This is a genomic window from Salmonella sp. 2018103, assembly GCF_026247685.1.
Lineage (GTDB): Bacteria > Pseudomonadota > Gammaproteobacteria > Enterobacterales > Enterobacteriaceae > Salmonella > Salmonella enterica.
In genome coordinates, this window is record NZ_CP111029.1 from 1,888,636 (window position 1) to 1,908,398 (window position 19,763).

Sequence of the window (19,763 nt, forward strand, 5' to 3'; positions counted from 1 at the left end):
CGTTACTGGAGGCTCAATGCCACTACATCACTTAACGCGCTTCCCTCGCCTGGAGCTTATCGGCGCGCCGACCCCGCTCGAATACCTGCCGCGATTGTCTGATTATCTTGGCCGTGAGATTTACATTAAGCGCGATGACGTTACGCCCATTGCAATGGGCGGCAATAAACTGCGTAAGCTGGAGTTTCTGGTGGCCGACGCGCTGCGAGAAGGGGCGGATACGCTGATAACCGCAGGGGCGATTCAGTCGAACCATGTCCGTCAGACGGCGGCGGTCGCGGCCAAATTGGGGCTGCATTGCGTCGCTTTGCTGGAAAATCCAATCGGTACCACCGCGGAAAATTACCTGACGAATGGTAATCGCCTGTTACTGGATTTATTTAATACACAAATTGAGATGTGCGATGCGCTAACCGATCCGGATGCGCAGTTGCAAACGCTGGCGACGCGCATTGAAGCGCAAGGGTTCAGGCCCTATGTGATTCCGGTCGGCGGCTCCAGCGCGCTGGGCGCAATGGGATACGTAGAGAGCGCCCTGGAAATCGCCCAGCAGTGTGAAGAAGTTGTCGGGCTCTCTTCGGTAGTGGTGGCCTCCGGCAGCGCCGGAACGCACGCCGGGTTAGCTGTCGGGCTGGAACATCTGATGCCGGATGTCGAACTGATTGGCGTGACCGTTTCACGTTCTGTCGCCGAGCAGAAACCCAAAGTGATTGCCTTGCAGCAGGCTATTGCCGGTCAGCTGGCGCTGACGGCGACGGCGGATATTCATTTATGGGATGACTATTTTGCCCCGGGTTACGGCGTGCCAAATGACGCGGGGATGGAGGCGGTGAAACTGCTGGCGAGCCTGGAGGGGGTGCTGCTGGATCCGGTATATACCGGCAAAGCGATGGCGGGTCTGATAGACGGCATCAGCCAGAAACGCTTTAACGATGATGGGCCGATTCTCTTTATTCACACCGGTGGGGCGCCTGCGCTGTTTGCCTACCATCCTCATGTATAACCTCCAGGTAATCAACGCGAATGCAAGAAAGTATCCAACTGGTTATTGAATCGCTGCCGTATTTGCTTAAAGGCGCCGTCTTTACCCTGCAACTGAGTATTGGCGGTATGTTTTTTGGTCTGCTGCTGGGATTTGTGCTGGCGCTGATGCGGATGTCTCCGCTATGGCCGGTTCGCTGGCTGGCGCGCTTTTATATCTCGATTTTTCGCGGTACGCCGCTTATCGCCCAGTTATTTATGATCTATTACGGCCTGCCGCAATTTGGGATTGAGCTGGACCCTATCCCGGCGGCGATGATTGGTTTATCGCTCAATACCGCGGCTTACACGTCCGAGACGCTGCGCGCGGCAATCTCGGCTATCGACAAGGGACAATGGGAAGCGGCGGCGAGCATTGGCATGACGCCGTGGCAAACGCTACGTCGCGCTATTTTGCCGCAGGCGGCTCGCGTCGCGCTTCCGCCGTTGAGCAACAGTTTTATCAGCCTGGTGAAAGATACGTCGCTCGCCGCGACGATTCAGGTGCCGGAGTTGTTCCGCCAGGCGCAGTTAATTACCTCGCGAACGCTGGAGGTGTTTACCATGTATCTGGCCGCGTCGTTAATCTACTGGGTAATGGCGACCGTCTTATCGGCACTGCAAAACTATTTTGAAAACCAGCTTAACCGCCAGGAGAGAGAGCCAAAATGAGTGCGATCGAAGTCACTAACCTGGTCAAAAAATTTCATGGTCAAACGGTGCTGCACGGTATCGACCTTGAGGTGAAGCCCGGAGAAGTCGTCGCCATTATCGGCCCGAGCGGCTCAGGGAAAACAACGTTATTACGCTGCATTAACCTGCTGGAGCAACCGGAAGCGGGCACCATTAAAGTGGGAGATATTATCATCGATACCGCCCGCCCATTCAGCCAGCAAAAAGGGTTGATTCGCCAGCTACGCCAGCATGTCGGCTTTGTCTTTCAGAGTTTTAATCTGTTCCCGCATCGTACCGTGCTGGAAAATATCATTGAAGGTCCGGTGATTGTAAAGGGAGAGCCGAAAGCCGAGGCGACGGCGCTGGCGCGGGAACTGTTAGCCAAAGTCGGGTTGGCCGGTAAAGAGACCCGTTATCCGCGCCGCCTGTCGGGCGGGCAACAGCAGCGCGTGGCGATTGCGCGTGCGCTGGCGATGCGCCCGGAAGTGATTCTGTTTGATGAGCCGACGTCGGCGCTTGATCCTGAATTAGTTGGCGAGGTGCTTAATACGATTCGCCAGCTGGCGCAGGAAAAGCGCACGATGGTGATCGTCACTCACGAAATGGGCTTTGCGCGTGACGTGGCTGACCGGGCAATATTTATGGATCAGGGGCAAATCGTCGAGCAGGGGCCGGCGAAAACCTTGTTCGCCGATCCTCAGCATCCGCGTACCCGCCAGTTCCTTGAGAAATTTTTAGTGAAATAATACCTTTTCAACGCTCGCCCGAATTAGCCGCGCCTCGGGCGAGCGCAATGAATAATTATGAAGTCATTCTGCCAGATTATTAACCTCGCTCTCAGGCGGAAGCCAAAAAACTGTAATGCCGCTCAAGTATTCTACGATTCGTCCGATATTTCTTATATATAAACACTATTTATGTGTTAATTTAAGTCATTCATAATAATGATTATCAATATCAAAGGCGTGACCATAAAATATGCAGGAAAATGATTTCTTCACCTGGCGACGCGCAATGTTGTTACGCTTTCAGGAGATGGCGGCAGCAGAAGATGTTTATACTGAATTGCAATATCAGACACAGCGGCTGGAATTTGATTATTATGCCCTGTGTGTTCGTCATCCCGTTCCCTTTACCAGGCCTAAAATATCGCTTCGTACCACTTATCCTCCGGCGTGGGTAACGCATTATCAGTCCGAAAACTATTTTGCGATCGATCCGGTATTAAAGCCGGAAAATTTCAGGCAGGGTCATTTACATTGGGATGACATGCTATTTCATGAAGCGCAGGCGATGTGGGATGCCGCCCAGCGTTTCGGATTACGCAGAGGCGTAACCCAGTGTGTGATGTTGCCGAACCGGGCGCTGGGCTTTTTATCTTTCTCCCGAAGCAGTTTACGCTGCTCCTCGTTTACCTACGATGAAGTGGAGCTGAGGTTGCAACTGCTGGCGCGGGAGAGTCTTTCGGCGCTGACAAGATTTGAAGACGACATGGTGATGGCGCCTGAGATGCGTTTCAGTAAACGTGAGAAAGAGATTCTGAAGTGGACGGCGGAAGGGAAGACCTCATCGGAGATCGCCATTATTCTGTCGATTTCTGAAAATACCGTTAACTTCCATCAGAAAAACATGCAGAAGAAATTCAATGCGCCAAATAAAACACAGATTGCCTGCTACGCTGCGGCGACAGGTCTGATATGACGTGCTGACGATGCTTCGCGCCAGACGCGAAACCGGCTGAAAGCGATGCTAACAGCCGGTTTTTTACTACTGGCGGTAAGCTTGTTTAATTTGCTTAACCGTACTGGAAAATACCGCCGCTTGTGCTTCATCATCCATCTGCGCGATCTGTTTTTCCATTTTAAGAATCACGCGCCCTGCATCGGCCTGGCCCATCGCCTGCAGCATCAGCGTTAACATGGCTTTCAGGCAGTTGACTTCAGTAGCCAGTTCTTGATTATTCTCAGCGGTGGAAAAATCAGGCGTACTCATTTATTTTCCTCGTTATGTTTCAGTGAAAATGTGCGATAGCAGATGTTAAGGCGGCGGAGTATACCATAAGCTACGCTAAAAATAGCAGTGGTTGTTTTTTGATCAAAAAGGGGAAGGTTTACCCACAAAATAAACGTTGCCGCGTGATGCATATATTTTCTTCATTCTTTGTTTATTACGCGTATTTCACTCGTTAATTATTGTTACAAAGTTGATTCTCTAATTAGTGTTTAGACAGCGGAACGTGAAATTTTTGTCACCATTATGAAATAGCAGCGCGGGACAGCGCCGCCAGAAGGGGCTACAACGTTGGCAGTTGCCACATGACGTACAACATAATTTCCAAAAACGAGAGCAAAATCGAATACCCGGTGTTTTTTTACGTTTCAAAGTTGAGATAAAACCAGCTAATATAAGGACGATTAACTATCAGTAGCGTTATCCCTATTCTGGAGATATTCCTTTGATCAACGTTCTTCTTGTTGATGACCACGAACTGGTGCGCGCAGGGATACGACGCATTCTTGAAGATATAAAGGGCATTAAAGTTGTCGGTGAAGCGTGCTGCGGAGAGGATGCGGTAAAATGGTGCCGTACTAACGCCGTTGACGTCGTGCTGATGGATATGAACATGCCCGGTATTGGCGGCCTTGAGGCGACGCGTAAAATTGCCCGATCGACAGCGGATATCAAAGTGATCATGCTGACCGTCCATACGGAGAACCCGTTGCCCGCCAAAGTGATGCAGGCTGGCGCAGCTGGCTATCTCAGCAAAGGCGCTGCGCCTCAGGAGGTGGTGAGCGCTATTCGTTCGGTGTATTCCGGACAACGTTATATCGCCTCCGATATCGCTCAGCAGATGGCGCTCAGTCAGATCGAGCCTGCAAAAACGGAAACGCCGTTCGCCAGTTTGTCTGAACGCGAGTTGCAGATTATGCTGATGATCACCAAGGGTCAGAAGGTCAATGAGATTTCAGAACAGCTGAATCTCAGTCCTAAAACGGTGAACAGCTATCGCTATCGTATGTTCAGTAAATTAAACATTCATGGTGATGTTGAGCTGACTCACCTGGCAATCCGCCATGGCCTGTGTAATGCGGAGACGTTAACAAGCCAGTGAGTGAAATATTTGACGCAAAGGCGTTTTTGAAAACCGTTACCAGCCAACCCGGTGTCTATCGTATGTATGACGCCGGCGGTACGGTTATTTATGTCGGTAAAGCAAAAGACCTGAAAAAGCGTCTTTCCAGCTACTTTCGCAGCAACCTGGCTTCGCGTAAAACCGAAGCGCTAGTTGCGCAAATTCAACACATTGATGTCACGGTAACGCATACCGAAACGGAAGCGCTGCTGCTTGAGCATAATTACATCAAGTTGTATCAACCGCGTTACAACGTGTTGTTGCGTGATGATAAATCCTATCCTTTTATTTTTCTGAGCGGCGATACCCATCCGCGTCTGGCGATGCACCGTGGCGCCAAACATGCGAAAGGCGAGTACTTCGGCCCATTTCCTAATGGCTATGCCGTGCGGGAAACGCTGGCGCTGTTACAGAAAATTTTCCCTATCCGCCAGTGCGAAAACAGCGTATATCGCAACCGCTCGCGTCCCTGCCTGCAATACCAGATTGGCCGCTGCTTAGGCCCCTGCGTTGCAGGACTGGTCAGCGAGGAGGAGTACACGCAACAGGTGGAGTATGTCCGGTTGTTTTTGTCCGGTAAGGACGACCAGGTCTTAACACAGCTGATTGCCCGGATGGAAAAGGCCAGCCAGGATCTGGCATTTGAAGAGGCGGCGCGTATTCGCGATCAGATCCAGGCGGTACGCCGGGTCACGGAAAAACAGTTTGTCTCCAATGCGGGCGACGATCTCGACGTGATCGGTGTGGCTTTTGATGCGGGTATGGCCTGTGTGCATGTGCTGTTTATTCGCCAGGGTAAGGTGCTGGGCAGCCGCAGCTATTTTCCAAAAGTACCTGGCGGTACGGAACTGGGCGAAGTGGTGGAAACCTTTGTCGGGCAGTTTTACCTGCAGGGTAGCCAGATGCGCACGCTACCGGGCGAGATTCTACTCGATTTTAATCTTAGCGATAAAACGCTGCTCGCCGATTCGTTGTCGGAACTTGCCGGACGGCGTATTCATGTCCAGACAAAACCGCGCGGCGATCGCGCCCGTTATCTCAAGCTGGCGCGGACCAACGCGGCAACGGCCTTAGTCACTAAACTCTCGCAGCAGTCCACCATCACGCAGCGTTTGACTGCGCTGGCGGCGGTATTAAAACTTCCTGCTATCAAGCGGATGGAGTGTTTTGACATCAGCCATACCATGGGGGAGCAAACGGTCGCATCCTGTGTGGTATTTGACGCTAACGGGCCGTTACGCGCCGAGTATCGTCGTTATAATATCGCGGGCATCACGCCGGGTGATGACTACGCGGCGATGAATCAGGTGCTACGTCGGCGTTATGGCAAGGCCATAGAAGAAAGTAAGATTCCGGACGTTATTCTGATCGACGGCGGAAAAGGGCAGCTCGCCCAGGCGAAAGCCGTTTTCGCTGAGCTGGATGTCCCCTGGGATAAGCATCGCCCTTTGTTGCTCGGCGTCGCCAAAGGCGCAGACAGAAAGGCCGGTCTGGAAACACTCTTTTTTGAACCGGAAGGAGAGGGGTTTAGCCTGCCGCCGGACTCGCCGGCGCTGCATGTTATTCAGCATATTCGCGATGAGTCGCACGATCACGCGATCGGCGGGCACCGTAAAAAACGCGCGAAGGTTAAAAATACCAGTACGCTGGAAACTATTGAAGGCGTTGGGCCTAAACGTCGCCAGATGCTGCTGAAATATATGGGCGGTTTGCAAGGACTACGTAACGCCAGCGTAGAAGAAATTGCAAAAGTGCCGGGTATTTCGCAAGGTCTGGCAGAAAAGATCTTCTGGTCGTTGAAACATTGAGGCCACTGTAGCAACATAGGGGTAATTTCACTGACAACAGATAGTTACCCGTCACTATGCAATTTAATATCCCTACGTTGCTCACGCTGTTTCGCGTCATCCTGATTCCATTCTTTGTCGTGGTGTTTTATTTGCCGTTCGCCTGGGCGCCGATGGTCAGCGCGCTGATTTTCTGTATTGCCGCGATTACCGACTGGTTTGACGGCTTTCTGGCGCGACGCTGGAACCAGAGTACGCGTTTCGGCGCTTTCCTCGACCCCGTCGCCGACAAGGTGCTGGTGGCGATCGCCATGGTGCTGGTTACCGAGCATTATCATAGCTGGTGGGTGACGTTACCTGCGGCGACGATGATAGCCCGCGAAATTATTATCTCTGCTCTGCGTGAATGGATGGCGGAGCTGGGCAAACGCAGTAGTGTAGCGGTCTCCTGGATCGGTAAAGTCAAAACTACCGCGCAGATGGTGGCGCTGGCGTGGCTCTTGTGGCGTCCGAATATCTGGGTAGAGTATGCCGGGATCGCGCTTTTCTTTGTCGCAGCGGTGCTAACATTGTGGTCCATGTTGCAATATTTGAGCGCTGCACGTGGAGATTTGCTTGATCAGTGATCGTTTCGCCGCAAATTTCAGCAAACGATCGTGAGTGACGAAAAATATCGTTGACTCAGTGCGTCAGGTAAGTAGAATGCAACGCATCGAACGGCAGCACTGATTGCCAGACGATAACAAAATCAAGTGATTAACAAAGTTGCTTGATACTGCGGGAATAGCTCAGTTGGTAGAGCACGACCTTGCCAAGGTCGGGGTCGCGAGTTCGAGTCTCGTTTCCCGCTCCAGTTTAAAAGCATTGGCGTAAAGCGGATGCTGGCTGAAAAGCAAAAAAAATTTGGCGCGTTAACAAAGCGGTTATGTAGCGGATTGCAAATCCGTCTAGTCCGGTTCGACTCCGGAACGCGCCTCCAATTTTTCCCGAGCCCGGATGGTGGAATCGGTAGACACAAGGGATTTAAAATCCCTCGGCGTTCGCGCTGTGCGGGTTCAAGTCCCGCTCCGGGTACCATGGGAAAGACAAGAATAATCAAAGCAATAAGCAGTGTCGTGAAACCACCTACGGGTGGTTTTTTTGTGCCTTCAGTTTGTATGCCGACCGCGAGCGTGAACTCTCCAGTGCGATATACAGTAAAAAACATCGGTAGCGGCATTTCTGCCAGTACAACAGTTATGTGCTACCGACCCGCAAGAACTTATGCCTGGTAAATACTAAACGTCGGGTAAATCAGCCGATAAAATCCATTAATCTCTATAAAAAATGCTGATATGTTTTATGCCTGCTTTATTAAAGAGAGTAGGTCTGCCAGTGAAATATACCGATAATGCAAAATTATTTATTAGCTTCATTAATATTGGGATTGTAGGTTGCGCTTTTTTACTTTTTTTTATTTTGTATGAGCCTGAGAGTGCAATCGTAACCTACTTTCTTCCCGGTGAGCTTTCCTCTTCGACATGTGATGCGCGTAATTTTATTGGCTACGTCGATGAAAATGACTTTGCAGAGTATATAAAAAAAGTAGAACTGACGCGCTACAATATGTATTGTCTGAAAAAAACAGGGGCGGGCCAGTGGAGTATTTATGCAAATTAAACGAGTATATAACTGTTCAGGGGTGTTTTCTGCACAATTTAATTAAAGGTAGATAGCGAACTAATATTCATCACTAGGTAATGTGATCCGCTTCATGCTTTAATCACGTTTTGCAATATTGTCTTAATAACAGGTCAACTACAGATAATTTCGGGTTTTCGTGAATGGCGGTTTTGGTCAGTCTCTATATTATGCTTTCCCCGCTTTACGGAGATGATGATGCAAAAGAAAACCTGGGCCGTTTTATTGATACCATTGTGCCTCACCGCTTGCCACCAGACGACCTACCGATCAACAGCCAAAGATGAAATTGTCGCAGGGAGCTATATTGACCCGACAAAAACACGCTTTCCGCTAGCGGATTATTCACAGTCGGTTGATAAATGGATACCTCCGGACTCGGCTGATTACACTATTCCGGTTATTGATAGTGCTACCCAACAACGCTACTTTAGCGCACTAAAATCTCATTATTTTGGAATGGACAGTGAAGCGCACTCGCCGTGGAATGGTTTTTATATTACCGCATTGCTGAAAAAAAACGCAGCACAGGCCCGGGATGCCAGTATTAAGCAGTTTCTTAGCGACGGCAGTGCTTATTGGGGGGAAAACTTCAGACTTTATACCTCTCGCTGGAAAGAGGGGGTTAGAGGGAATACGGATACGCAGATTGACAATATCTATAATGCCTCCCGGCGAGGCATTATGGTCAGGGAAAGTTTAGTCAGAGCGCTGCCAACGGACGACCCGCTCTTTAACGATCCCCGTCAGGCGGGCGAGGGGTACCCGTTTGATAATTTACAAATGTCTTCGCTGCGTCCCGGTACGCCGGTCTATACGCTGACGAAGAGCAAAGACCAACGCTGGCAATATGTCGTTTCACCAGCGGTAACTGGCTGGGTTCATAGTGAAGATATTGCCAGTGCGGATCAGAAATTTATAACACAGTGGGTTTTGCTTGCTCATAAGCAACTGGGGGCATTTATCAACGCGCCGGTTTCTGTCCATGCCGCAGGCGTCTATTATTTCACCGGGCGACCGGGCACTATTTTACCGTTCCGACATCAACGGGCGGGCCAGTTCCTGATTGCGGCGCCAGTTCGCGATAGCAATGGTCGTGCGTTTATCCATTGGGTCTGGCTAAGCGGTAACGAGTTTACGGCTATGCCGTGGAAAATGACGCCGGAAAATATCGCCGTGCTAATGAAAGCAATGCACGGCGCCCCCTACGGTTGGGGAAATTTTAACTTTTATAATGATTGTTCAGCCGAAGTCCGCAGCCTGTTAATGCCGTTTGGCATATACCTGCCCAGACATTCATCCGCGCAGGTAGAGTCTGCTGGACGGGTGGTCGATCTTAGTCATAAAAATCCCCAAATGCGGATCGATTATCTCACCAGATACGGAAAACCGTTTACTACGTTGGTCTATATTCCAGGGCATATTATGCTGTATATCGGTAACACAACCATGAATGGGCAGGTCGTGCCGATGACTTATCAGAATATCTGGGGATTGCGCCCAAACCATGCTAATAGCCGGAGCATTATCGGTGAGGCGGTATTTTTGCCGTTACTGCGTTTTTATCCTGAAAATCCTGAGCTGATATCGCTGGCTGGTAAGGTTCTGTTTAAGCTTGGTTATATAGAATAGGTTGACAAACTGTGTTATCGCGGAAGACATGATTAAGGCAACCGTGCGCGTGGATATAAAGAGAGTATCCCTGTAAACTGTGTCTGAAAAAAGTATGCGCTATAGTGCGGGCTGTTTATTTGAAATACTATCTGGAGCTGATTCTGGATGTGATTATGTGCCTCACACATTGAAGTGAGAGTTATTGTTGGCGGTATCTGGCTGGAGGCTGGGTGGTAAAAAGACGTAATTTATTGCATTTTAATAACGGTGCCCGGTCAGAGCGCGATCTTGGGGATCTGGTCACTAAAGTTTTTGAGAAAGCGGCGAAAAAAGAACCGCAACCGCTATACACATTTAGCCTGCCGTTGCTGAGTGTGCAGGATGAGATCCGTGTTTACTGTAAGAAAAAAAATATCAAAATAGGGTACGATACGCTGTTTATGGAAATAACCTTTTCTGCTGACAGAGAAGCGGTAGACGAACTCATTAAACACTTTTTTACTGAAAATAAGCTCTATTTGAGAGGGCGGTTTTATCTGTCCGCGGCGGTGGTATAAGTTAGCATGAGTATAATATAGCGAGAAACCCATCTCTCGCTTTTGTGTGGGGCGAGCGTTTCCTGGCGGAAAATCTGCGCCCTGATCCTCCTTTTGTGCGTTAACTTCCGGAATCCTCCTCATTTCGTGTTAATCTGGCCCCTGATGGTTGCCATCCAAACTGCCTGCAAAAAAATTATTTTTATCCGCTGCAATGTAAGAGGCCTACAGGCGGAAGTCATCACTGAGGAAAAGCGTTATGAAAATGGAACCATTAAACGAGAACGAGCTGGAATGGCTGGATGATGTGCTGACGAAATACAATACCGATCAGGCCATTTTGGATGTCGCGGAGCTGGACGGTCTGATTACTGCGGTACTAAGTTCTCCGCGTCCCATCGAGCCGGAACAGTGGCTGGTCGCGATATGGGGGGGACCCGCGTACGTACCGCGCTGGACATCTGAAAAAGAAATGACGCGATTTATGGATCTGGTGTTCCAGCACATGGCGGACACAGCCGCCCGGCTTGAAGACTATCCAGAACAGTTCGAGCCGCTGTTTGGCCTGCGAGAAGTTGATGGCCATGAATTAACGATTGTTGAAGAATGGTGCTTTGGTTACATGCGCGGAGTGTCGCTGTCCGACTGGTCTGACTTGCCGGATACGCTAAAACCAGCACTGGAAGCGATTGCCTTACACGGCACTGAAGAAAACTTTGCGCTGTTGGATAAAATGAGCCCGGAAGCGTTCGATAAAAGCGTTGACGCTATCCGTATCGCGGCGCTTGAGCTGCATGCCTGGTGGATGGCGCATCCGCACACGACGCCGCTACAGATGCCGATAAAAGCAGAGGTGAAAGTGGGGCGTAACGATCCTTGCCCATGCGGGAGCGGCAAAAAATTTAAGCAGTGCTGCCTGCATTAATGGCTCGTAAACGGCCATAGCGTGATGATTATCGAGCCTGGACGGCTTCCGGGCCCGGTAATCTTTGCCTGGCATTAACCTGGATCGGGCAGGAACCCCAGTGCGATCGAAAACTGGACGCCAATCACGACAATGCCGCAGATAAACACCAGCGCCAGCGCTGGCGTGCCGCCTGCCACACGATATCCCGCCTGAGGGCTCTGTTTACGGCATTGCCAGACCAGCATGGCAGGGATGAGCAGTGCCAGCACTGCCAGCGCTACGCCGGCATAGCCTAATGCCATCACAAATCCACGTGGGTAGAAAAGCGCAAACGCCAGCGGCGGCAGAAAGGTAATCAGCCCGGTTTGCAGACGTCCGGACACCGTACTGCGGCGCTGGAATAGATCGGCCAGGTAATCAAATAATCCTAGCGCTACGCCCAGAAAAGAGGTCGCCAGCGCCAGATCGGCGAACAGGTGGACCGCCAGTTCGACATGTGGCGAAGCGACCACTTCTCTGAGCGCCTGCAGCAGGCCATTTAACCCGGCATGGCTGGCCAGTAGCCCTCTGAATGTCGGCGAGTCGATACTTCCCAGCGTGGCGAGCTGCCAAAAAATATAGGCCACTAACGGAATGGCACTACCCGTCATAAAGACCCAACGCAGCCGGCGAATGTTGCCGTTCATATAACTCACAATACTCGGTACGCTTCCGTGAAAACCAAACGAGGTGAAAATGACCGGTATGGCGGATAACGCCAGCCCCTGCTGTAAAGGAAGCGTAAGAAGATTTACTTTATGAATATGTGGCGTGAGCAACGCAAGCATGATGACCAGAAAAATGATCTTTGCGCTAAACAGGAAGCGGTTAAAAAGGTCGACCAGCGAGGTGCCCACACACACCACCCCACCGGCAACAAAGGTGAACAGCAGCACCCCGGCAGCGGGCGAGAGCGTGGCGCCAAGCCAGTTATTAATACTGGATGCCAGTAATTCTCCGGCTCCGGAAATGTAGGCGGCGGTGAGCGCATACATTAAGAACATCATACTGAATCCCGTAAGCCACTGTCCGTAACGTCCAAGATAGCGTTTTGCCAACGAGCCCAGCCCGGTATCTGCCGGAACGTGTTGATATACCTCCAGTAATAGTAGCGCGGTATAACACATCAGCGCCCACAGGCCAATCAACAATCCCAGCGTGACGCTGAAACCAACGCCAGCCGCTGCCAGCGGCATTGCCAGCATCCCGGCGCCGATAGTGGTGCCTGCCACGATAAAAATACTGCCCAGAGTTCTGTTTTTCACGCTTTCTACTACCCCGGTAACAAAGAACGGTGATATCCGCGGCGCAGGGTAAGGCATTACGCTATTTTCGTCAAATGGTCGTTACAATTGGTGTACTGTAAAATTTACAGTTCCGGGCATAAAAGCGAATATGGGAAGAGACGCGGACAACCGCCGCAAACCTGCGCTAGCGCAAAGTCGCTCGCACACGGACACATTAGGCTACGAGTTTTATTCAGGAGGGGTTATGGATTCCATTCACGGTCACGAAGTACTCAATATGATGATTGAGTCTGGCGAGCAGTACACGCATACCTCGCTGGAGGCGGCAATAAAAGCGCGCTTTGGCGAGCGGGCACGATTTCACACCTGTTCAGCGTCAGATATGACGGCGGCGGAACTGGTCGCGTTTCTGGCGGCGAAAGGAAAGTTTATTGCCGTGGAGGACGGTTTTTCAACGCATGAGAGTAAAATCTGCCGCCACTAATACGCCACGGTGAGAGCTCGTCTCACCGTGTAAGGACGTGTTGGATTAATTTTGCGTATCCAGAGTGGAGAGTTCTTTATCAATGAAATAAAGCCCTTCGCCGCTTTTTCCCGCCAGCGTTAATTTATCAATAATAGATTTGAACAGTTTTTCTTCTTCATGCTGTTCTGCCACATACCACTGCAAGAAATTAAATGTCGGATAATCCTGGCTGGCCATTGCGGCATGAGCCAGTTCATTAATTTTTTGCGTAATAAGCTGCTCATGCTCATAGGTCGCGCGGAACAGCTCATCCAGTGAGGTGTACTCAGCGAAGGGCGAAGAAACGGTATTAATGCGCGGCAGGCTTCCGGTATCGGTAAGGTAGTCAAACAGGCGCTGCATATGCGTCATCTCTTCTTGCGCATGGCGACGAAGAAATGCGGCCGCGCCTTCAAAACTGTGATAGCTGCACCACGCGCTCATTTGTTGATAGAGCAGGGAGGAGTACAACTCCAGATTCATTTGCTCATTCAGTTTGTCGATCATTTCTGTTTTCAGCATGGTTCCGCTCCACAAATAGCAAAAGATATACAGTAATGTGGCGCCACTATAATTTGTTATTTTATTATTTGCAAAAGGTAAAATATTAAATTTAATTATTAAAAATACGAATGGGAATAAAACGCATTAACGTCAGTGTATAGCGTATAAAAATAAAGGAAAGCCAGCACCTTCATGCTGGCAATAGCGACCCTGCACTCTCCTCCATTGTACATGGTGTCGGCGTTAAGCCAGCCGCCTTAATAATAAAGCGGCATGATTTGCGGGACGGCAACGCCCCGGCACTGCCAGGAGAGGGTAAATCGGGTGTTCAGACACAACGAGCCCGCATAAATGCTACAGGTTCCTACCGGCTGACCAAACGAAACAGCATCGGCATAGCCCATCTGCTGGCATTCGCGTGTTGCGGTCCCGTGAGATACATAGTCATCTGTCCGTGAAGTAAAAAATAGCGGCTGGTTATACGTCAGGCGCACGATGCCGCTTATCGGGCTGGCTTCGCTGACCTGCGCTTGTCGAGTAATGGTGCATCCCGTCAGGGCTAGCAGTGAAAGAGTAAAAATAAGAGGCTTCATAAAATCGCTCCGACAGTTCGGTATCAGACCATGCTACCTCGTGTCTTGCACCGTCAATGGCTGGAATAACTTACGGATTCGCCTTGATTAAAGGTAACGGCAGGGATTTACAGCAGGAACAGAAAATGTGTGAGCGCCTTTTCATTTAATGAAACCTCATTTCATTAAATTTGAATGTGTGTTCGCAAATGTGTAGTGTGGGCAAAACGTCATGATTTACGCAGGCAAGACCGTCTGCATTCAGAAGGAACAGGATGAAAATTGCACTGATGATGGAAAATAGCCAGGCCAGCAAAAATGCCATCATTTATAACGAACTTAGCGCCGTAGCCAATGAAAAGGGATTTCCCGTTTTTAACGTCGGCATGTGCGACGAAAATGACCATCACCTGACGTACATTCATTTAGGCATCATGGCGAGTATTCTGCTTAATGCAAACGCGGTTGATTTTGTGGTTACTGGCTGTGGCACCGGTCAGGGCGCGCTGATGTCGTTAAATATTCATCCAGGTGTCATTTGTGGCTATTGCATCGATCCGGCAGATGCTTTTCTGTTTGCGCAGATCAACAATGGCAATGCGTTGTCCCTGCCATTTGCGAAAGGCTTTGGCTGGGGCGCTGAGCTGAACGTGCGTTTCATCTTTGAAAAAGCGTTTACCGGGCGTAAAGGCGAGGGGTATCCGCCTGAGCGCAAAGCGCCGCAGGTACGCAATGCGGGCATTTTGAACCAGGTTAAGGCCGCGGTCGTCAAAGAGAATTATCTGGATACACTGCGGGCTATCGATCCTGAACTGGTTAAAACGGCGGTTTCAGGGCCGCGTTTCCAGCAATGTTTGTTTGAAAACGGACAGAATAAAGAAATAGAAGCGTTTGTACGTGAGATGCTGGGGTAATGCCCGGACAAGCCAGAGACGTTTCGCGCCTGTCGGCTGGCATGATGTGCCGATAATACGCCAGTAGCGACAGGCGCCACCTCTGGCAAACAGATCAGAAACGGTGTAGGCCGGATAAGCTGATTCGCGTTGCTATCCGGCTAATAACGTCTCAATATTGTCGCTCGGGGTGCCGCTATCAGTGATGCTGATAGGTCACGACGTTAAGGAGATGCTGATCGGTTTGCGCCAGGCATAACCCTGCTCGTTTAGCGCTGCGAACTTCTTCGAGAATAGTTTGTAAAAGTACGCCATCCTGCTGCTGCTCTTTTTCCAGGGTATGGAGAAAATCGAGCGTTGAGGCATCATTCAGCGCTTTCGCTTCATCTGCCAGACGCGACAGCGTGCTGGCGCGTTGCTGATAATCCTCCAGGGTTTTCTGGAACAATTCTTCCAGAGAGCAGAGCTCTTCACCCGGAACGTCAATGGCTTTAACGATAGGGGTGGCACCGGCGTTTTTCATAAAATTAAACATGCGCATCATTTGCGTCACGTTGCCTTGCGCCTGGGTACGAAGAAAGGTGGCGGTGCCTGTTAAACTGTGTTCAGAACACCATTCGCTTAGATGGAGGTAAAGATTTGATGCGTAAAACTCAAGGTTCATTGGCGTGTTGAGCTTTTGAACCATTCCTACAGCTGCCATAACAATATCCTTATTTCCAGAAAGTGTTGATGTGCATGACAGACGAGAATGCAACGGGCCGTTGTCACTTTCTTACATCTATCATCTATGCACAATAAATACTCTTAGCAGAAGAACTCCGTTCCGCCAGTCCCTTATGCGATCTCATTTCCTGTTTATCGATCGGTAATGAGAATAGCGCGTCAATAAAAATAAGAAAATCCTTAAATGCAATTGTTTATCTTTTTTTACATTTTCAGCGGTGTGATTTTTTCAGGTGTAATGATTTTTGGTGTGGAGCGGTTGCAACTGTTTGAAAGTTAAATGATATTATATGGATTTCTAATTTATGAAACATTGTTTCAGATCATGAGGTGGGCCTTTCAAGTATGGTAATTTCAATAAAATAAACATTAGCCAGTCTGGATATCACACGCATAAACGGTTGAGAGCAAATATGCCTGTTTTTATAAACTAGCCGATTTTGCGGTAGATCATTTTTAATGTCATTAATCATACGAGCACGTTATTCGGTTGAGCGCAGTTTTGATGGGTGACTCGTTAACAAGGAGCAGTCAATGAAAAAGGTCGCGGTGCTGTTGGCACCAGGATTTGAAGAAGCAGAGGCCATTGTTACTCTTGATATTCTGCGACGTTTGCATATCGACGTCGAAACGCTGGCGTGTGCTGAATCACGGGCGGTGGTGAGTTACCATGATATTCCTATGGTTGCGGACAGCACGCTGAGTGAACGCCAGCAGGCGCTTTTCGATGGGGTAGTGCTGCCGGGCGGTCCGCAGGGGAGCGCTAATCTGGCGGCTAATCCGGCGGTGATCGCTTTCGTTGCGCGTCATGATGCGGCAGGCAAATTAATTTGTCCTATCTGTTCCGCGGCGGCAAGGGTGCTGGGTGCTCACGGATTGCTGAAGGGGCGTCGTTATGTCTGTTCCGGCGACCTGTGGAAAGCGGTTCCGGAAGGTGTCTATGTGGATGCGCCCGTTGTTGAAGATGGTAATTTAATTAGCGGCAAAGGCTTGGGGCATGTCTTTGATTTCGCGCTAACCCTTTCCGCCAGACTGCTGGGAGACGATGTGCCGGTTCGCGAACAGGCTGAACATATCTATTATTCCTGGTAATCGTTATTCACCCAGGGCCGTAAGGATTAGCTGGCTGATGTTATGGATTAATGTGCTGGCTTTCCTGCCTTTTGGCTGATGAATTCGCTCTGGGTTATGTCATTTTTCGCTAAAACTATTCCTGCCATCAGCATTTATCTAATGAATGAAAGATAGTGCACCGTTTTACGTCTTCTCTAACAAGAATCGTTTGACTTTACCCTACATAAAAAACGCTAAAGCTGGTCAATGACTTCCCTGGGTTATGAGTTAATCGTTATTTCTGCGTGTGTCTTAGGGGAGATTCCTGAAAGGCGGCCTCGGAAAAGTCTCATATGTGGTGGCGAGCGTACTGATATCAGGAACGGTGGAGAACGCGATGAACCTGTTCAACATTTCACCTTTTGCACAATACGTGGTTCGCGGCTGAATCCTTCTGGCAGCAGTTATCTTCGACCATTATAAGCAAAAAGCGAAGCGTACGATTTGATGAATTAACACTCAACTAAACAGTATAGCTTCACGTCATCGCCAGCCGCTACCCCGGCTGGCGATGGTCTTTCTAAATGGCGAGCAGCGTCACACTGTCTATACTTACATGACTAATGAGACCGTTTGTGAGTCTCAATATGATGATAAGGAGGAGACCAGGGTGGCAGAACCGTTAACCGTATCCCCCGAACTCACTGCGAACTATGCGTATTTTTTTGACCTTGATGGCACATTGGCAGAGATAAAGCCTCATCCCGATCAGGTAGTGGTACCGCATAAAATCCTTCAGTTGTTAGACCGTCTCGCGGCGCACAACGCAGGGGCACTGGCATTGATTTCAGGGCGTTCAATGACTGAGCTGGATGCTTTGGCGAAGCCTTTTCGCTTTCCGCTCGCTGGCGTTCACGGGGCAGAGCGTCGTGACATCAATGGTAAAACCCATATCGTGCGCCTTCCTGAAGCGGTAGTCCGTGAGGTGGAGGCGTTATTACGTTCGACGCTTGTAGCGCTGCCCGGAACGGAGCTGGAGACGAAGGGGATGGCGTTTGCGCTGCACTACCGTCAGGCTCCGGAACATGAAGCGGCGCTGTTGGCGCTTGCGCAACACGTTACGCAGCACTGGCCGCAACTGGCGTTGCAGCCTGGTAAATGTGTTGTGGAAATCAAACCTAAGGGAACTAATAAAGGCGAAGCGATTGCCGCCTTTATGCAGGAGGCGCCCTTTGCGGGACGGATTCCCGTTTTTGTGGGCGACGATTTGACCGATGAGGCTGGCTTTGGCGTGGTGAATCACGCTGGCGGAATTTCCGTAAAAGTGGGCGTCGGGGCAACCCAGGCGGCATGGCGGCTGGAAAGCGTACCCGATGTCTGGCGCTGGCTGGAACAAATCAATTATCCACAACAAGAACAACAAGTAATGAATAACAGGAGAGATGGCTATGAGTCGTTTAGTCGTAGTATCTAATCGAATTGCCCCCCCGGATAATAAAGGCGGCGCCGGCGGCCTCGCCGTTGGCGTGCTTGGCGCGCTAAAAGCGGCTGGCGGGTTGTGGTTCGGCTGGAGTGGCGAGACAGGTAACGAGGATGAGCCATTAAAAAAGGTGACAAAAGGTAATATTACCTGGGCATCGTTTAACCTGAGTGAACAAGATTACGAAGATTATTACTGTCAATTTTCCAATGCGGTTCTCTGGCCTGCGTTCCATTATCGTCTGGACCTGGTACAGTTTCAGCGTCCTGCATGGGAAGGCTATATGCGGGTGAATGCGTTATTAGCGGATAAGTTATTGCCCCTCATTAAAGAGAACGACATCATTTGGGTGCATGACTACCACCTGTTACCGTTCGCCAGCGAGCTGCGTAAACGCGGCGTGAACAACCGAATTGGTTTTTTCCTGCATATTCCATTCCCGACCCCGGAGATTTTTAACGCTTTACCGCCGCATGATGAACTGCTGGAGCAGTTGTGTGACTTTGATCTGCTCGGGTTCCAGACCGAAAATGATCGCCTGGCTTTTCTGGATAGCCTTTCGAGTCAAACGCGAGTCACGACTCGCAGCGGCAAGCAGCATATCGCGTGGGGTAAAGACTTCCAGACAGAAGTGTATCCTATCGGTATTGAGCCCGATGAGATTGCTCTGCAGGCAGCCGGGCCGTTGCCGCCTAAACTGGCGCAGCTCAAGGCGGAACTGAAAAATGTGAAGAATATTTTTTCCGTTGAGCGGCTGGATTATTCGAAAGGGCTGCCGGAACGCTTTCTGGCGTATGAAGCGCTACTGGAAAACTACCCGCAGCATCGGGGAAAAATTCGTTATACCCAAATTGCGCCTACGTCACGCGGCGAAGTACAGGCATATCAGGATATTCGCCACCAGCTTGAGACGGAAGCAGGCCGGATTAATGGGAAATATGGACAATTGGGCTGGACGCCGCTCTATTATCTGAATCAGCATTTTGACCGTAAACTGTTAATGAAGATATTCCGTTATTCAGACGTCGGGCTCGTCACCCCGTTGCGTGACGGGATGAACCTGGTGGCGAAAGAGTTTGTCGCCGCGCAGGACCCCGCTAATCCTGGCGTATTGGTACTGTCACAGTTTGCCGGCGCGGCGAATGAACTGACGTCGGCGTTAATCGTCAATCCTTACGATCGGGATGACGTGGCGGCGGCGCTCAATCGTGCGTTAACGATGCCCCTTGCCGAGCGTATTTCGCGCCATGCGGAAATGCTGGACGTGATCGTTAAAAATGACATTAACCGCTGGCAGGAGCGTTTTATTCATGACCTAAAGGAGGTCACGCCGCGTAGCCCTGAGCGTCAGCAGCAGAACAACGTGGCGACGTTCCCTAAGCTGGCCTGAAA

22 protein-coding genes, 3 tRNA genes and 1 pseudogene are annotated in these 19,763 nt (G+C 50.2%); 20 read left to right on the plus strand and 6 right to left on the minus strand.

Annotated elements, in window-relative coordinates:
• Nucleotides 1-16: 16 nt before the first annotated feature.
• The 4 genes from dcyD to sdiA all read left to right on the plus strand — a co-directional run bounded on the left by dcyD (nt 17) and on the right by sdiA (nt 3,396).
• Nucleotides 17-1,003 (plus strand): D-cysteine desulfhydrase, encoded by a 987-nt coding sequence (gene dcyD / locus OLG56_RS09025; RefSeq protein ID WP_001128188.1) that lies wholly within the window; start codon nt 17-19, stop codon nt 1,001-1,003.
• A gap of 20 nt (nt 1,004-1,023) precedes the next feature.
• Entirely contained in the window at nt 1,024-1,692 is a 669-nt protein-coding gene (gene tcyL / locus OLG56_RS09030) for a cystine ABC transporter permease (RefSeq protein WP_001158238.1), read from the plus strand.
• Complete coding sequence (gene tcyN, locus OLG56_RS09035; protein ID WP_001273033.1) at nt 1,689-2,441, plus strand: L-cystine ABC transporter ATP-binding protein TcyN; 753 nt, start codon at nt 1,689-1,691, stop codon at nt 2,439-2,441. Before tcyL ends, tcyN begins: the two co-directional genes overlap by 4 nt.
• Nucleotides 2,442-2,673: 232 nt before the next feature.
• Nucleotides 2,674-3,396, plus strand: a complete 723-nt coding sequence (gene sdiA / locus OLG56_RS09040) for a quorum-sensing transcriptional regulator SdiA (RefSeq protein WP_001157165.1) — start codon at nt 2,674-2,676, stop codon at nt 3,394-3,396.
• A gap of 66 nt (nt 3,397-3,462) precedes the next feature.
• Here sdiA and OLG56_RS09045 read toward each other — a convergent pair whose 3' ends face one another.
• Complete coding sequence (locus OLG56_RS09045; RefSeq protein WP_000106483.1) at nt 3,463-3,687, minus strand: DUF2594 family protein; 225 nt, start codon at nt 3,685-3,687, stop codon at nt 3,463-3,465.
• Nucleotides 3,684-3,839, minus strand: a complete 156-nt coding sequence (locus OLG56_RS09050) for a hypothetical protein (protein WP_000546183.1) — start codon at nt 3,837-3,839, stop codon at nt 3,684-3,686. Before OLG56_RS09050 ends, OLG56_RS09045 begins: the two co-directional genes overlap by 4 nt.
• Before the next feature lie 311 nt (nt 3,840-4,150).
• Between OLG56_RS09050 and uvrY the strand changes: the two genes are divergently transcribed.
• The 10 genes from uvrY to OLG56_RS09100 all read left to right on the plus strand — a co-directional run bounded on the left by uvrY (nt 4,151) and on the right by OLG56_RS09100 (nt 11,370).
• Entirely contained in the window at nt 4,151-4,807 is a 657-nt protein-coding gene (uvrY, locus tag OLG56_RS09055) for a UvrY/SirA/GacA family response regulator transcription factor (protein WP_000611323.1), read from the plus strand.
• Nucleotides 4,804-6,636 (plus strand): excinuclease ABC subunit UvrC, encoded by a 1,833-nt coding sequence (uvrC, locus tag OLG56_RS09060; RefSeq protein ID WP_001529256.1) that lies wholly within the window; start codon nt 4,804-4,806, stop codon nt 6,634-6,636. The genes uvrY and uvrC overlap by 4 nt, the downstream gene beginning before the upstream one ends.
• Nucleotides 6,637-6,692: 56 nt before the next feature.
• Entirely contained in the window at nt 6,693-7,241 is a 549-nt protein-coding gene (gene pgsA, locus OLG56_RS09065; protein WP_001160192.1) for a CDP-diacylglycerol--glycerol-3-phosphate 3-phosphatidyltransferase, read from the plus strand.
• A 151-nt stretch (nt 7,242-7,392) separates the two neighbouring features.
• Nucleotides 7,393-7,468: transfer RNA gene (locus tag OLG56_RS09070), tRNA-Gly, on the plus strand.
• Nucleotides 7,469-7,520: 52 nt separating this feature from the next.
• Nucleotides 7,521-7,594, plus strand: a tRNA-Cys gene (locus tag OLG56_RS09075).
• A gap of 11 nt (nt 7,595-7,605) precedes the next feature.
• Nucleotides 7,606-7,692: transfer RNA gene (locus OLG56_RS09080), tRNA-Leu, on the plus strand.
• A 249-nt stretch (nt 7,693-7,941) separates the two neighbouring features.
• Entirely contained in the window at nt 7,942-8,274 is a 333-nt protein-coding gene (locus tag OLG56_RS09085) for a hypothetical protein (protein WP_207011592.1), read from the plus strand.
• 213 nt (nt 8,275-8,487) lie between these two features.
• Entirely contained in the window at nt 8,488-9,927 is a 1,440-nt protein-coding gene (locus OLG56_RS09090; RefSeq protein WP_077948845.1) for an SH3 domain-containing C40 family peptidase, read from the plus strand.
• Nucleotides 9,928-10,139: 212 nt separating this feature from the next.
• The gene (locus OLG56_RS09095) at nt 10,140-10,466 is read left to right on the plus strand and encodes a glucose-6-phosphate dehydrogenase (protein ID WP_000240837.1); all 327 of its coding nucleotides are present in this window, start codon (nt 10,140-10,142) and stop codon (nt 10,464-10,466) included.
• 238 nt (nt 10,467-10,704) lie between these two features.
• A complete protein-coding gene (locus tag OLG56_RS09100; protein WP_000781521.1) occupies nt 10,705-11,370 on the plus strand; it encodes a YecA/YgfB family protein in 666 nt (221 codons plus the stop codon).
• Nucleotides 11,371-11,444: 74 nt separating this feature from the next.
• Here OLG56_RS09100 and tyrP read toward each other — a convergent pair whose 3' ends face one another.
• A complete protein-coding gene (tyrP, locus tag OLG56_RS09105; protein WP_001562965.1) occupies nt 11,445-12,656 on the minus strand; it encodes a tyrosine transporter TyrP in 1,212 nt (403 codons plus the stop codon).
• A 226-nt stretch (nt 12,657-12,882) separates the two neighbouring features.
• Between tyrP and OLG56_RS09110 the strand changes: the two genes are divergently transcribed.
• On the plus strand, nt 12,883-13,122 hold the full coding sequence (locus OLG56_RS09110) for a YecH family metal-binding protein (RefSeq protein ID WP_000377238.1): 240 nt from the start codon (nt 12,883-12,885) through the stop codon (nt 13,120-13,122).
• A gap of 45 nt (nt 13,123-13,167) precedes the next feature.
• Here OLG56_RS09110 and ftnA read toward each other — a convergent pair whose 3' ends face one another.
• Together ftnA and OLG56_RS09120 are read right to left on the minus strand one after the other, a co-directional pair.
• Nucleotides 13,168-13,665 (minus strand): non-heme ferritin, encoded by a 498-nt coding sequence (gene ftnA, locus OLG56_RS09115; RefSeq protein WP_038395737.1) that lies wholly within the window; start codon nt 13,663-13,665, stop codon nt 13,168-13,170.
• A 239-nt stretch (nt 13,666-13,904) separates the two neighbouring features.
• A complete protein-coding gene (locus OLG56_RS09120) occupies nt 13,905-14,240 on the minus strand; it encodes a YecR-like family lipoprotein (protein WP_000803229.1) in 336 nt (111 codons plus the stop codon).
• Nucleotides 14,241-14,494: 254 nt separating this feature from the next.
• Here OLG56_RS09120 and OLG56_RS09125 point away from each other — a divergent pair, with 254 nt between their 5' ends.
• Nucleotides 14,495-15,133, plus strand: a complete 639-nt coding sequence (locus OLG56_RS09125; RefSeq protein WP_000684804.1) for an RpiB/LacA/LacB family sugar-phosphate isomerase — start codon at nt 14,495-14,497, stop codon at nt 15,131-15,133.
• Nucleotides 15,134-15,311: 178 nt separating this feature from the next.
• Here the strand turns inward: OLG56_RS09125 and OLG56_RS09130 are convergent, their stop codons facing one another.
• On the minus strand, nt 15,312-15,815 hold the full coding sequence (locus OLG56_RS09130; protein ID WP_000741707.1) for a non-heme ferritin-like protein: 504 nt from the start codon (nt 15,813-15,815) through the stop codon (nt 15,312-15,314).
• A 557-nt stretch (nt 15,816-16,372) separates the two neighbouring features.
• Here OLG56_RS09130 and OLG56_RS09135 point away from each other — a divergent pair.
• The 4 genes and pseudogenes from OLG56_RS09135 to otsA all read left to right on the plus strand — a co-directional run bounded on the left by OLG56_RS09135 (nt 16,373) and on the right by otsA (nt 19,761).
• Nucleotides 16,373-16,930 carry a DJ-1/PfpI family protein gene (locus tag OLG56_RS09135; RefSeq protein WP_052907466.1) on the plus strand — a complete coding sequence of 186 codons (558 nt, stop codon included), beginning with the start codon at nt 16,373-16,375 and terminating at the stop codon, nt 16,928-16,930.
• Between the two features lie 228 nt (nt 16,931-17,158).
• A pseudogene (araH, locus tag OLG56_RS09140) lies at nt 17,159-17,339 on the plus strand (L-arabinose ABC transporter permease AraH); the annotation flags it as partial.
• Between the two features lie 222 nt (nt 17,340-17,561).
• Nucleotides 17,562-18,365 (plus strand): trehalose-phosphatase, encoded by an 804-nt coding sequence (otsB, locus tag OLG56_RS09145; RefSeq protein WP_000840114.1) that lies wholly within the window; start codon nt 17,562-17,564, stop codon nt 18,363-18,365.
• Nucleotides 18,340-19,761, plus strand: a complete 1,422-nt coding sequence (otsA, locus tag OLG56_RS09150; RefSeq protein WP_000089042.1) for an alpha,alpha-trehalose-phosphate synthase — start codon at nt 18,340-18,342, stop codon at nt 19,759-19,761. Before otsB ends, otsA begins: the two co-directional genes overlap by 26 nt.
• Nucleotides 19,762-19,763: the final 2 nt, after the last annotated feature.

Coding starts and splice junctions, on each gene's coding strand:
- tcyL (WP_001158238.1), top strand. CDS start 1,024: ATGCAAGAAAGTATCCAACTGGTTATTGAATCGCTGCCGTATTTGCTT.
- OLG56_RS09120 (WP_000803229.1), bottom strand. CDS start 14,240: ATGAAGCCTCTTATTTTTACTCTTTCACTGCTAGCCCTGACGGGATGC.
- OLG56_RS09090 (WP_077948845.1), top strand. CDS start 8,488: ATGATGATGCAAAAGAAAACCTGGGCCGTTTTATTGATACCATTGTGC.
- OLG56_RS09130 (WP_000741707.1), bottom strand. CDS start 15,815: ATGGCAGCTGTAGGAATGGTTCAAAAGCTCAACACGCCAATGAACCTT.
- otsA (WP_000089042.1), top strand. CDS start 18,340: ATGAGTCGTTTAGTCGTAGTATCTAATCGAATTGCCCCCCCGGATAAT.
- OLG56_RS09085 (WP_207011592.1), top strand. CDS start 7,942: ATGCTGATATGTTTTATGCCTGCTTTATTAAAGAGAGTAGGTCTGCCA.
- OLG56_RS09050 (WP_000546183.1), bottom strand. CDS start 3,839: ATGCATCACGCGGCAACGTTTATTTTGTGGGTAAACCTTCCCCTTTTT.
- ftnA (WP_038395737.1), bottom strand. CDS start 13,665: ATGCTGAAAACAGAAATGATCGACAAACTGAATGAGCAAATGAATCTG.
- tcyN (WP_001273033.1), top strand. CDS start 1,689: ATGAGTGCGATCGAAGTCACTAACCTGGTCAAAAAATTTCATGGTCAA.
- OLG56_RS09110 (WP_000377238.1), top strand. CDS start 12,883: ATGGATTCCATTCACGGTCACGAAGTACTCAATATGATGATTGAGTCT.
- OLG56_RS09135 (WP_052907466.1), top strand. CDS start 16,373: ATGAAAAAGGTCGCGGTGCTGTTGGCACCAGGATTTGAAGAAGCAGAG.
- OLG56_RS09045 (WP_000106483.1), bottom strand. CDS start 3,687: ATGAGTACGCCTGATTTTTCCACCGCTGAGAATAATCAAGAACTGGCT.
- dcyD (WP_001128188.1), top strand. CDS start 17: ATGCCACTACATCACTTAACGCGCTTCCCTCGCCTGGAGCTTATCGGC.
- OLG56_RS09100 (WP_000781521.1), top strand. CDS start 10,705: ATGAAAATGGAACCATTAAACGAGAACGAGCTGGAATGGCTGGATGAT.
- sdiA (WP_001157165.1), top strand. CDS start 2,674: ATGCAGGAAAATGATTTCTTCACCTGGCGACGCGCAATGTTGTTACGC.
- OLG56_RS09125 (WP_000684804.1), top strand. CDS start 14,495: ATGAAAATTGCACTGATGATGGAAAATAGCCAGGCCAGCAAAAATGCC.
- pgsA (WP_001160192.1), top strand. CDS start 6,693: ATGCAATTTAATATCCCTACGTTGCTCACGCTGTTTCGCGTCATCCTG.